The following is a 12,915-nucleotide window of genomic DNA, read 5'->3' on the forward strand; positions in this document are numbered from 1 at the left end:
CTCATAACCTGAAGGTCACAGGTTCAAATCCTGTCCCCGCAACCAACCATATCATATAATCAGGCGCCCTAACCGGGCGCCTTTTTCGTTTGGCGATCAATCCCCTAGGCAAACCGCCCACGCACCTCCAGCGCCCGAGCCCGCCGATCAGGTGCCGGCACCGCGACTATGGCCTCCGCAAGGTTCGACATCAGCGCGAGGCCAGGCTCTTCCTCCACGCCGATCAGCTCGCGCGGGCAGCGTTCGCGTACCGTGACCTATTCTTCCACCTCGATCCGATTCCAGCGAAGTCCTTCGTCCGTGGCGCCCGTGTGGGCGGCGCCATGTGTAATCGTCCTTTCACAACGGCGCCTTAGAGGCTGAGGAATTGCCGTGAAGGACCAGGCGAACTGATCAACCCGAACCAGCACGGCGGCCTCCCCATTGCCGCGATGCTTCCTCAATCCCGGGCATGCCAAAATGATGCTCTTCGGCCAGTCAATGCCCGGAAGCGCCTGCTGGTTGCCGGAATGGCCGCCTTTTGCGTGTACTTCGCCATGTACGGCTTCCGGAAGCCGTACACCGCAGCCGAATTCGAGGGGCAGCCGACGCTCCTCGGCCTTGATTACAAGGCCGCGCTGATCATCGCCCAGGCGATCGGCTATGCCTGCTCCAAACTGATCGGAGTGCATGTCGTCCCCGGGCGTCCGCCAGAGCGCCGCACCCGCATGATCCTGTCGCTGATCGGCGTGAGTTGGCTGGCGCTCTTGTTGCTCGCGGTGCTTCCACAGCGGCTCGGGCCATTCTGCATGCTGCTCAACGGGCTGCCGCTGGGCATGATCTGGGGGCTGGTGTTCAGTTACCTGGAGGGGCGGCGAAATTCGGAGGTGCTGGCGACGATCCTCACCTCCAGCTTCATCCTGTCCTCGGGCGTGGCGAAATCGGTGGGCAAGCTGCTGCTCGATGCCGGGGTGAGCGCCTCGGCGATGCCGGCGCTGGTCGGACTGATGTTCGCTCCGCTGCTGCTTGCCGGTATGGCGGTGCTGTCACGCACACCGCCGCGCGACGCCTTGGATCGCGCCGCGCGCGGCGCGCGTGTGCCGATGGATCGTGCAGCCCGCCTCGATTATGTCCGCCGCCACTGGGTACCGCTGGTGGCGCTCATCCTCGGCTACACGATGGCGACCGCAGTGCGTGACCTGCGCGACAATTTCGCGCCCGAGTTGTGGAAAGGGCTGGGGCCCCATGCTTCGGCAGGGCTCTATTCCGCGACCGAGGTGCCGATCACCCTGGTCGTGCTTGCCGGCCTGGCGAGCCTCGCGGCGATCCGTGACAATTTGCGCGCACTGCTCGTTGTGCATGCAATGGTGATCGGAGGCGCGCTGCTGCTGGGGTTCTCCGCCCTGCCGGGCACCGCCGGCACGATCGGGCCCGTGGGCTGGACGATCATGTCCGGTACCGGGCTGTACCTGGTATATGCGCCGTTCAGCGCGATCCTGTTCGACCGGATGGTAGCCGTCACCCGCTCGCCGGCAAATGCCGGATTCCTCATCTATCTCTGCGACGCGTCGGGCTATGCCGGTACTGTGGTGTTGTTGATCCTGCGGCACACCGGCGCCGCACCGCGCGATTGGCTGCGCTTTTTCCTGCACGCGAGCCTAGCCACCAGCATCGCCTTGGTCGTGCTGACGACGGTCTCCGCGCTGTGGTTCAGCCGTCGTCGCGCCCTTTGCTGACGACATGCACCCGCGTGCCGCCGCGCTGGGCCGCCGCGGCAATGTCGGCGGGCGGTGCCGCATCGGTCATAAGATCGTGAACCTCAGCAAAATCGGCGACGTGGACGCTGGCGGGGCGACCGAACTTCACTGCATCGGCCACCACCACCACGCGACGCATCCGATCGAGCACCGCGCGCTTGTATGCGGCTTCCGCCGGCTCAAAATCGAGAAAGGCTCGCGCCGCCTCGATCGCGCCCATTGACAGGATCGCGACATCGGGCACGAAGCTGCGCGTATAGGCGATCGCCCCGGCATCGAATGTCGCGCGATAATCGTTGTTCACCTCGCCGCCTGCGAAGAACACGCGGTGATCAGCCCGACCAACCATCTCATTGGCGATGGCCAAATTGTTGGTGATGATCGTCAGCCGGCGGAGCGGTGCAAGCGCGCGCGCGACGTAGAAAGAGGTGCTGCCGGAATCGAGGAGCACGGTCATGCCATCGCTGATCAGCCCGGCGGCGGCGCGCGCGATTGCCTGCTTAGCCTCCGCCTGCTCACGCATTCGAAGGCGATAGGGTCCCTCGAGCTGGGTGTCGGGAAGACGAACGCCGCCATGCACCTTCAGCGCCCGGCCGTCCCCTTCGAGCTGTCGAACGTCGCGCCGGACGGTCTCCTCAGATACCGCGAAGTGCGCGGCGAGGTCGGCGATGGACCAGGAGCCCTGCTTTTTGAGCAGGTCGAGCAACTGGGTCATTCTTTCGGACTGAGTCACGTGCTGCTCCGGCGGTGAGGACGGGATTTCTGAAGCTGGATACACACAGCTATTCGCTCGAACCTGATGTGACAATATCGCTTATCTTGCCGGCATCGGTCCCACAAATCCACATAAACCCACATATCGTCACACAGATGTCACTTCACACCGCCATTGCCGCGGTGTTGCTGCACTGCAATGCGGCTAGTGGGGAGACTTTCGATGAAGTGGGAAATGGGGGCTGCGATCCTTGCGATCGTGGCGGGGACGAACGCAGCCTATGCGCAGACGGAACCCGCACCGACTGAGGAGCGCCACGGCGAGAGTGGCGAAGCTGGACGCACCGACGACATCGTCGTGGTCGGTCAGGCAACAACCTTTGCCAACAACCGCGTCACGCCTCCCATGCTCGAGCGCCAGTCCGCGCTGACCAGCGTCAACGCCGTGATCGGCGAACTGCCCGGCGTTTCGGTCACCGAAGGCGATGCATTCGGCTCGTCCTCCTGGGTAACCACGATCAGCATACGCGGCTTCAACAGCGGCGGTGGCGGGCAGCAGATCGGCACGACGTTGGACGGCATGCCCAACGGCGGCTCGGGCTATGGCGGAGGCTCGCGCGCGAACCGCTTCATCGACGTGCTCGACCTCGGCACGGTCAACGTCTCGCAGGGCACCGCCGACATCTCGTCGCGCTCGAACGAAGCGCTGGGCGGCACGCTCGATTACGTAACGAGCGATCCTCTGCAAGAGTCGCGCGTGCGCTTCACCGGGGCCGCCGGCGACTTCAGCGCCCGTAAGCTTTATGCGCGCGTCGACACCGGCGAGATCGCGCCCGACACCCGCGCCTGGATCAGCGGCGCCACCGCCTATAATCGCGACTTCATCGGCGGTGCGGGCGAAACCCGGCGCGACCATCTCTCAGCCAAGCTCCTCACCCGCGTCGCCGATGTCGATCTCACGGCGTTCGTGTCGTATGACGATGCCGACGAACCCGAGTTCGGATCGGTATCGCTGGCCCAGTTCCTGAGCGATCCGAAGCACGACGCGCTCACCGACGAATGGGTCGGCATCCCCTATATCGACCAGGCTTATCGCGCCGGGTCACGGGCGTTGCGCAAGAACCTGTTCGGCTATCTCAAGGCACGAACCGAAGTAGGCGAGCTCTCGATGCAGATCGGCGCCTATGGCCATAGCATGACCGGCCGCGGCGACTGGCTGCCGCCCTATCTGGTCGATGTCGTCAATGACAGCGCCGGGCAGCCGGAAAGCGAGTTTACCGGCGGCTCCCCCGCGATCGGCGTGCCCAACCGCGGCACCTTCTTCTTCGTGACCCCCAGCGGCGCCAAGGCGACGATGATCCCGGGCTGCACCGGATCGGCTGGCGTCCCCGCGGAGAGCTCGCCCGCGTGCTACGCACCGGGATCGACTCCGGTGATGTCGTATCGCCACACGCATTATGACACCAAGCGGTTCGGTTTCACTGGCGATCTGGAATGGACGCATGCGTTCGGCGGCTTCGAAAACCAGCTGCGCGCCGGCTATTGGTACGAGCACGCCCGCGTCAACCAGCGCCGCGACTGGCACAAGGTGACCAATGCGCTGATCGGCCCCGCCTTTGACGGCACACCTTATTACACGCAGTTCAGCACCGATTATCCCGCAGACGAACTGATGTATTATGTGCAGGACGCGCTGACGCTAGGCCCGGTCACCGCGCGGTTCGGCGTGAAGCAGTTCTTCCTCGATCAGGGCCGCATCGAGCGGATCGGCGCGCCAGGCAGCACCCGGATCGACTCGCACTCAAAGCCGCTGGTCTCCGCCGGTCTCGCGTATCGCGCCCCGATCGACGGGCTGGAAGTGTTCGCCGGCTATTCGCAGAACTTTGCCGCGATCGGCAACGGCCCGCTCGGCCAGCCGGCCCAGACGATCCAGCGGCTGAAGCCGGAAACCGCCAACAACGTCGAAGTCGGCGCGCGCTACAGCACCAACCGGATCCAGGCCTCGCTGACGCTCTACGACATCAAGTTCCAGAACCAGATCGTATCGATCGCCTCGAACCTGGTGACGGGCATTGACTATCTGGAGCAGCAGGACCGCGCCTATCTCAACGTAGGCGGGGTGAAGAGCCGCGGCGTGGAGGCGGCGCTCGCCTATCGCATCTCTGGTGGCCTGACGCTTTCGGGCAACTACACGTACAACAAGGCGACCTATATCGGTACCGGCAACGCCGCGCAGGACAAGGATGTGGGCGTCGCGCCGGGCGTGCAGGTGATCAATTCGCCGCGCAACATGTGGGTGCTCTCGGCGGATTACGCGCGCTCGATCTTCAAAGGCGGGCTGTCGGCCAAGTTCGTCGGCGATCGCAATATCGACACGCTGGGCCTTACCCAGACGCCGAGCTTCACCCTGCTCAACGGGTTCATCGGCGCCGATCTTGGTGGGCTGGACGGACGGCTCAAGGGCGTGTCGGTGACAGTCCAGGGCACCAACCTCACGAACGAGCGCTACCTTGCAGGCTCCGATGGCGGTTCGGCCTTTCTGGGCGCGCCGCGGACGGTTACGGCGTCGCTGTCGCTCGACTTCTGACGATCGGCGGGGCCGGCTTGGCGGCCGGCCCGTTTCGTGGAACACAGGATACGCATGACCGATCTCACTCGTCGCGCGCTGATCGGCGCCGGTTTGTCCGGCGCGGGGCTGGCCGCACTGCCCCCGGCGATCGCGCTCGCGGCGGGAATCGCACCCGATGTTCGCAGCGGTACGATCCGCGACGTCGAGCATGTCGTGATCCTGATGCAGGAAAATCGCGGTTTCGATCATTATTTCGGCACCCTGCGCGGCGTGCGCGGCTTTGGCGACCGCTTGCCGATCCCGCTCGCCGCCATGCCGGGCGAGCCGCAGCCGCGCACCGTTTGGCAGCAGCGCGACCGCACCGCGCCGGGCGGCGCGCGCACGGTGCTCCCGTTCCATCTCGATACCCGGCGCGCCTTCGACCTGATGCGAATGGAAGGCACGCCGCACAGCTGGCCCGACGCCCAGGCCGGCTGGGACGACGGGCGCATGGCGCACTGGCCCGAAGCCAAGAGCCAGCGGGCGATGGGCCATTATCGCCGCGGGGATATCCCGTTCCAGTTCGCGCTGGCTGAGGCGTTCACGATCTGCGACGCCTATCATTGCTCGGCCCAAACCGGCACCAATACCAACCGGCTGTTCCTGTGGAGCGGAACCAACGATCCCAGAGGCGCGCAGGGCGGCCCTGCGATCGGCAATTCGCATGACAGCCTGCCCGAGGATGGCGGCGCTGCTGCGCCCTATCGCTGGACAACCACAGTCGAGCGCTTGCAAGCGGCAGGGGTCGATTGGCGCATCTACCAGGACATGGCCGACAATTTCACCGACAACCCGCTGGTCGGTTTCGCGGCATTCCGCGACGCGCATCGCGGAGAAGGGGATCCCGCGTTGCGGGAGCGGGCGCTGACCACACGCGGGCTCAACCGCCTGCGTGAGGATGTGCTCGGCGGCCGTCTGCCGCAGGTCTCGTACATCATCGCCACCGCCAAGGGCTCGGAACATCCCGGCCCGTCGAGCCCCGCCCAGGGCGCCGCGTACACCGCTGACGTCATCGATGCGCTAACTGCCGACCCTGCCGTTTGGGCGCGCACCGTGCTGCTGGTGATGTTCGACGAGAATGACGGCTTCTTCGATCATGTTCCACCACCGGCCCCGCCTTCGCGCGCAGCCGACGGGAGTCTGTGGGGCGGATCGAGCGTCGATCTGACGGGCGAGTACCATCTGGTCCCGAGCAAGGGCGATGCCGCTGTCGACAAGCCCGATTATCGCGGCCGCGCCTATGGCCTGGGTCCGCGCGTACCGCTCTACGTCATCTCTCCGTGGAGCCGAGGCGGCTGGGTGAACTCGGAGACGTTCGATCACACCTCAGTGATCCGCTTTCTTGAGGCGCGCTTTGGCATAAGGGAGACGAACATCTCGCCCTGGCGACGCGCGATATGCGGCGATCTGACCAGCGCGTTCGACTTCAGCGCGGGTCGCGGCGGCGAAGCGTTGACACTGCCGAACCCGCGCGGCGATGCGGATCGTGCCGCGGCGATCCCGCGCCAGGTCAGTCCCCCAGCCCCGGTTGGCCAAAAGCTTCCCCGCCAGGAGCCCGGCATCCGGCGCGCGCGGCCGCTGCGCTATCGGCTGGAGACGCGCGCCGCGGTCGATAGCGACCGCATCGCCCTGAGTTTTCAAGTGGCGCCGGGAACGCCGGGTGCGGTTTTCCACGTATATGACTGCGCGGCGCTGGCAGCGGTTCCGCGTCGATTCACGGTAGGTTCTGGAGAGCAGATCGTTGCGCATTGGCCGTTAAGCGGGGCAGGTGACTATGATTTGTGGGTGCTGGGACCCAATGGCTTTCACCGCCACTTCAAGGGCGGACGCGAGGATATAGCGCTCGCCGCGCTCGACTGGCGCATCACCGCTCACGAAGTCGCGTTGCAGATACCCTCTGGAGCTGCGGGCGCCACGCTGATGGTCGAGCGTCTCCGCACCGGACGCGCGACGCTGGCGGTGCGCCCTGCCGCAGGAACCTATCGGTGGTCGAGTGCGGAGGATTTCGGCTGGTATGACGTGGTCGTGACCAGCGCCGCCTATCCTCTTTTCCGCAGACGGCTGGCAGGTCGGTATGACCGTGCCGGTCGGGCGACGTGCAGCGACCCATTCCTCGTTGGGTAAGGGATCGGCGGCGAGTTGCGAGAGTGGAGAATGGCCCGAGACTAGGGGCCGAACATACATGCTGGCTGGAGCGTCGCCTATTCATTAACAGCTCAGACCGTGTTTGCAGCGGGCCTATTTGAGCGGGACAATGTGCGCCGCATGATACGTTCACATGAACGGGAGTCTGGTTTCGGGTAGCCGCTTGATAGTCCTGAATATCGGAGAATGGGTCGTAGCGCTATCACCCGCTTGCGACCTGGAAGCATCGTCATGCGTTTACTCGAGTGCCAGTGACGATCGAGATCTTGCAACAACGAATGGAAGAGACTGTCCTGGCTCTGGATCTCGGGAGGCTGGCCGATGCCGCTACATGATCAATGCGATATGTGACGGGGCTACGGCCGCCGAGGCTGAAGCGGCAAAGTTCGCCGGATTGAAGCGCCAGCAACCCGGCGCGGTAGCTTTGGGAACCAGTCAGCAGAGGAAAAGCCTGACTGTCGGTGGGCGCGCTCTGCCGAGGCTTGCTTCGACGACGGTGGGCCGTTCGCAGCGCAGGCGCCACCGCAGACTATGACATCGGGCGCGCGCGATACGACTCTCGCGCTGCTCGCGGCGCGATCGCCGGACGCGACAGTGTGCCCGAGCGAGGTAGCCCGCGCGATCGCACCCGAACATGCTTGGCGAGAGGCCATGCCGCTGGTCCATGCAGCCGTTGACCGCCTGTTCGAAGAGGGGCACGTGCGGCTAAGCTGGCAAGGGCGGCCGCTCACAGGGCGCGCCGGCCCATACCGCATCAGCCGGGCGATCTCGCCTTAGTTCGCGGGCTACCGACCCAAGGAAGCGGCCTCCTCGTCGATATGAAGGAACGGCTGAAGTTGGAGAGAGGGAGATCTGAACGACCGGTTGTGCTCTCTATTGCCGCGAAGCGGCCGGGCCGTTTCCGCCCCAATCTCAGGCATATGCGCCCGCTCCCAGCTTGCCCGGAAGTGGTCGTTCGTTCGGCCCGATTGGATGGACTCCCAAATTCCTAAACCGACGCTTCTGCGGTTACAGTTCTCAATCATAAGAACGCCTGACACTTCATCCTTGCCGCGCTAATCACTTCGTCGATAGCTCACGTTACTTGTCATCAGCATCGCCGATCACCGCCTCACAAAGTGCGTGGGTCGGCAAAAGATCTGCGGCATCAGTGCGGCGACCTTCACGGACTGCTAGCAGGAAGTCCGCACACATCGCTTCGAAACCGCGTTGACGCACGACGGACGTCCAGTCACCCCGGCGATGTCTGCATTCTGAGCCCGCCGAAAGAACCGTCTCCGCGATGTTTCGTACCGACCGCCTTACGCCGCCTCCGATTACATCGAGCCGTTCCTCATCCAATCCACTGTTTCGGTGCATGATCCCTATAGCGGTGTAGCCCTCACCCGTCAGCGTGACTGCAACCGCCTGGAGTAATCCATGCTCAAGGTGGGTTTCGATGGTACGGCGCTGCACTGGAGACGGGGCCAGGAACAGCAGCGTATCAATGACATGGATGAAGTCATCGAACACCACCCGTCGAGGCCGGTCAGGATGTCGATGACGATGCTTTTCCATGATGATCAAGTTTGCGCCCGCATTACGTAGAGCAGCGTACTCTGGGGCGAACCGGCGATTGAAGCCGACTTTCAGCAGTGTGGCCTGACGTTCGGCAAGCGTGACAAGCTGCTGAGCATCCACAAGATTGTCAGCCAGCGGCTTGTCGACAAGGGTGGCGGTGCGCTGTTCGAGCAGCATCTGGACGATTGCTGGGTGCGCGCTGGTAGCTGCATGAACAAAGGCTGCGTCGAACGATGCGTCCGCTAACGCCTTTTCGATACTGGTATGCAGGTGGTGCACGCGGAACAGTTGCCCGCACCTTCGAAGGACTTCTTGATTGCGGGTCGCCAGATGTATCTCTAGCTCTGGAAGAGCCGCCAACACCGGCAGATATGCTTTGTGGGCGATGTCACCCAGTCCCGTCACCAGCACGCGCATAATTGTCTCCGAACTGTCAGTTGCAGGCAGCTAGGTATCGCATTCGCTTGATCGCGCGACCCGGCGACCCACTTTGGCGGTGCTCCTGAGCGGGGCATGCGCGTTCAACCAAAGTGTACAAAGGTCCGCTTTTGAACGTGACCGGCGATGATTGTCGATTGTTCAGATCTGCGAATATGGCGTTGGGCTTAGTATCTGATTATCTATTCCCGTGGTGATTTCACGGTCGGTAAGCCCCGGTGTCGCGATCAACTTACGCCAAGCCGGATCCGCGCCAAAGGTGCTCCAGTTTCGGTCGCGGGTCGCAAGATCTGGGAAGGTCAGCAGGTACGTCAAGCTTGGCAGACGAGATCCTGTCAGGTCTTGGGCGAAGAATACTGGCTTCAGACCGGTGCGGCGAAATATCTCGATCTCTCCTCCGGTATCGAACATACGAATCTTCGTCGCTCCTGCCTTCTCGCTATGACTATGGTACGTCCTCAGTTCAAAGATGCGCGACTTGTTGTTGTGGGGATTTCTAGCAAGCTCCATGCGAGGGAAGTTAGGAAAAGCCTGCATGAGCTTCACGTCGAGCGAGGCGTACGGCGGCCCTTCCGGCGTGGCGTCGTGGAACGGCTCGGCGGCTTTGCCGTAGCTCCGGTCGGCCGTGAGCTTGCTAGGCAGGGCGATGAAGTCCGCGATCGAACGATAGGGGACCAGAACATATACGCTCGGGCTACCAGGACCGATGGTCACCGTAAATGCTCCGACTGGTCCGCAACCTGCACGGCGCGCAGCCGGGATGAAGGCCGCTCGAAGATAAGCGTCCAGGCGCTCCTTCATTGGGCCGTGAACTAGGCGGTAAGTCCGAAGCTCGTAAACCTCAGGGCTTCCTGCCGCAGGCCCGGCCTGGGCCCAGGTGTCGGCGGTCGCCAAGGTCACACCGCCCAAGGTGGCGGCCGCGAGCAGCGATCGTCGGTCAATTGGGTGGGCCATAGTGTCCTCGCAGAGCCGTGATAAGGTACGAAGCTCATGCCGCGGCCGTCGTCAATCCGCTATACCTCAACAGCATTGGCGTTGGAGCGCCATGTCTGGCGGCTCCCATCTCGTCGAGACGAGCGAGTGTCTAGAGTTGGGAGCGGCCGAAGAGGGCCTGAACGTCGCTTTGTGGGTCTCGTCGTCGCCCGTCGCAGGCAGTGCGGGCGGGAGCTGTTCGACAATATCCTTCTTTTCCGACCTATCGTCTAACCCAGCTGATCGCGTTAGCAAGGATGCGCCGGTAGTTCGGATCATCATACGCATCCGGTGAGTGGCCGAGCGCAGAATAGAAAATCCGTCCTTTCCCCAACGGATTGATCCAGATGACCGGGTGCGATCCCATCACCAGCTCGGCACCGGGCCGGTAACTTGCCTCGTCGATTCTTGCGAGGACGGTCATGCCGCTTGCTGCCGGGTTTGCATTGAACGAGTACCATTCGTCGATTGGTGACCAGGGCAGCTTTACGCCGGCCATTGCGGGATGATCTGGATGGTCGACGGCAATTCGCGCCGACTGGAACTGATCGCTGCCTCCGGGATGTCCGATGAACTTGGTGCCGATGATCGTGCGGGTGTACCAGGCGTCGGTATGGCTGTTGTCGCCTGCAGCATGCAGCGCCACTACGCCGCCGCCTCGCGCCACGAACCGGGCAAATGCAGCGCGTTGGTCGCCGGTGAGGAAATCGCCACTGGCGCTGTTGAGAACCACGACGGAAAATAGTTTTAGTTGTTGATCGTTGAAGACAGCCGCATTCTCCGTGACGTAGCTGGAGAGGCCCCGGCTTTTCGCAATGTCGGCAAGCACGGCGTTCGAGTGCGGAATGTGTTCGATGTGCCGCCAGCCGTTGGTCTTTGAAACGATCAGGACAGCCTGCTGCAATCCCTTGGGGAGCACAGGTGCGACGGCATCGTACATGGGCGTTGGCCGATGTGGGTCAGGCGCTGCCTGGGCCATCGTCACCAGTGCGAGCAACGCAAGCATCTTACGCATCGTGCAATCTCCTGCTGGGTTCAATAGCCTGAATGGGAGAGCTGAGCGAGGCGCCGGCAGGACGATGTACACCGCGTCGACGCGCCTGTCTGGCGCGACCCTCTCGAATGGGACGCCCGCCTAGTCGCCGCGTGGCCCCAGATCGGCCGGCACGCTCCGGCGATACGTCGGCACCACGCGAGCATGGCTTGCCTGCTCGTAAGCATAGCCCGCGTTCAGCAGCATCTGCTCGGAATAGGCAGTTCCGATGAACGACAATCCGGCCGGCAACCCGTTGACCAGGCCCATCGGCACGGTCAGGTGCGGATAACCCGACACGGCGGGCAGCTCGCTGGCCGAGGGGCCGGTGAACTGGTCGCCATGCGCGGGATCGCTGAGCCAGGGCGTGCCATAGGTGGGCGTCACCAGCAGATGCACATTGCCGGCCTTCAGCATCGCATCGATCCCCTCGACACTCGCCTGGCGCTGCGACCTAGCGCGGGCGGCGACGTACTCCGGATCAGCCAGCCCCTTGGTCCTCTGCGCCCGCAAAAAGCCTTCCTGGCCAAAGAACGGCATCTCCGCCGCCCGGTTGGCCTCATTGAAGGCAACGACGTCGGCCAGCGTCCGGGTCTTCACCGAAGGTGGCGTGGTGGCGAGATAGGCCTCAAGATCGGCTTTGAGCTCGGTATAGAGCACCAGCGATTCAGCTTCCCCCAGGCCATTCAGCTCTGGCAGCTTCACGTCGACCAGTACCGCGCCGGCAAGCCGAAGCTGCTCCAGCGCCGCGTCGAATTTTGCACTCAAGTCTGCAGCCATTTGCGGGCGCCAGACACCGACCCGCGTGCCACGCAGCGCCGTGTCCGACAGGGCGGCGGCATAGTCCCGCCGGTACCGCCCCGCATCCTTGGTCGCGGCGTCTTCGGGATCGCTGCCGACCATTGCGGAAAACAGGATCGCGGTGTCTTTCACCGTCCGCGCCATCGGGCCCGGCGTATCTTGGCTATGGCTGATCGGCACGACGCGGGTGCGGCTCACCAGCCCGAGCGTGGGCTTCAGGCCTACCAGCCCGTTCATTGCCGATGGGCACACCACCGATCCATCGGTCTCCGTGCCGACCGCAACCGGCGCCAAGCTGGCGGCGACCGCCGCACCCGAACCGCTGGAGGAACCACAGGACGTACGATCTAGCGCATATGGGTTCCTGACCAGCCCGCCGACCGCACTCCACCCGCTCATCGAGTTGGTGGAGCGGATATTGGCCCATTCGCTCAAGTTGGTCTTGCCCAGAATTACCGCCCCCTGCGCGCGCAGAAGCGCGACGAGCGGTGCATCGCGGCGCGTCCAATTGTCCTTGAGCGCCAGACTGCCGGCGGTGGTGGGAAGCTCGCGCGTTTCGATATTGTCCTTGATGAGCACGGGCACGCCATCGAGCGGTCCCTTGAGCTTGCCCGCCTTGCGGCGGGCGTCGCTGGCACGCGCTTGCTCCAGCGCGTTGGGACTGATGGCGATGACCGAACGGAGCGTCGGGCCGCGATGGTCGAGCATCTTGATGCGCTGGATATAAAGCTCGGTGATCTCGGCACTGGAATGTGCCTTAGAGGCCATCATGCCTTGCAGTTCGTCGATCGACTTTTCTTCAAACGAAAGGATTGAAGGGGGGACATCCTGTGCGCTGGCTTGTGTCGTGGTGGCGAGTGCCGTTGCCAATATCCAGGCGCAGTGTCGCATATCTTCCCCCCTAAAAC

At 63.6% G+C, this 12,915-nt stretch carries 9 protein-coding genes; 4 read left to right on the forward strand and 5 right to left on the reverse strand.

Annotated features, from left to right (window positions below):
• The first annotated feature begins 536 nt into the window (after positions 1–536).
• On the forward strand, positions 537–1,715 hold the full coding sequence (locus FHT02_RS19690) for a DUF5690 family protein (protein WP_246352577.1): 1,179 nt from the start codon (positions 537–539) through the stop codon (positions 1,713–1,715).
• On the opposite strand, the gene FHT02_RS19695 is transcribed toward FHT02_RS19690, so the two are convergent.
• Entirely contained in the window at positions 1,690–2,469 is a 780-nt protein-coding gene (locus tag FHT02_RS19695; protein ID WP_184091656.1) for a DeoR family transcriptional regulator, read from the reverse strand. The genes FHT02_RS19690 and FHT02_RS19695 overlap by 26 nt on opposite strands.
• A 204-nt stretch (positions 2,470–2,673) precedes the next feature.
• On the opposite strand from FHT02_RS19695, the gene FHT02_RS19700 reads away from it, so the two are divergent.
• From FHT02_RS19700 to FHT02_RS19710, 3 genes are all read left to right on the forward strand, one after another.
• Positions 2,674–5,037 carry a TonB-dependent receptor gene (locus FHT02_RS19700; protein ID WP_221239598.1) on the forward strand — a complete coding sequence of 788 codons (2,364 nt, stop codon included), beginning with the start codon at positions 2,674–2,676 and terminating at the stop codon, positions 5,035–5,037.
• A gap of 54 nt (positions 5,038–5,091) precedes the next feature.
• A complete protein-coding gene (locus FHT02_RS19705) occupies positions 5,092–7,182 on the forward strand; it encodes a phosphocholine-specific phospholipase C (protein ID WP_184091660.1) in 2,091 nt (696 codons plus the stop codon).
• A 552-nt stretch (positions 7,183–7,734) separates the two neighbouring features.
• A complete protein-coding gene (locus FHT02_RS19710; RefSeq protein WP_184091662.1) occupies positions 7,735–7,980 on the forward strand; it encodes a DUF3253 domain-containing protein in 246 nt (81 codons plus the stop codon).
• Positions 7,981–8,283: 303 nt separating this feature from the next.
• Here the strand turns inward: FHT02_RS19710 and FHT02_RS19715 are convergent, their stop codons facing one another.
• From FHT02_RS19715 to FHT02_RS19730, 4 genes are all read right to left on the reverse strand, one after another.
• Positions 8,284–9,180 (reverse strand): Gfo/Idh/MocA family protein, encoded by an 897-nt coding sequence (locus FHT02_RS19715; protein ID WP_184091664.1) that lies wholly within the window; start codon positions 9,178–9,180, stop codon positions 8,284–8,286.
• Positions 9,181–9,342: 162 nt separating this feature from the next.
• Positions 9,343–10,155: an NIPSNAP family protein gene (locus FHT02_RS19720; RefSeq protein ID WP_281393324.1), complete on the reverse strand. Its 813-nt coding sequence runs from the start codon at positions 10,153–10,155 to the stop codon at positions 9,343–9,345.
• A 241-nt stretch (positions 10,156–10,396) separates the two neighbouring features.
• Positions 10,397–11,188, reverse strand: coding sequence for a ThuA domain-containing protein (locus tag FHT02_RS19725; protein ID WP_184091668.1), 792 nt, complete (start codon positions 11,186–11,188; stop codon positions 10,397–10,399).
• A 120-nt stretch (positions 11,189–11,308) separates the two neighbouring features.
• Positions 11,309–12,898, reverse strand: a complete 1,590-nt coding sequence (locus tag FHT02_RS19730; RefSeq protein WP_184091670.1) for an amidase — start codon at positions 12,896–12,898, stop codon at positions 11,309–11,311.
• Positions 12,899–12,915 lie beyond the last annotated feature (17 nt).

It is taken from the genome of Sphingomonas xinjiangensis (assembly GCF_014199255.1).
Classification (GTDB): Bacteria; Pseudomonadota; Alphaproteobacteria; order Sphingomonadales; family Sphingomonadaceae; genus Sphingomonas; species Sphingomonas xinjiangensis.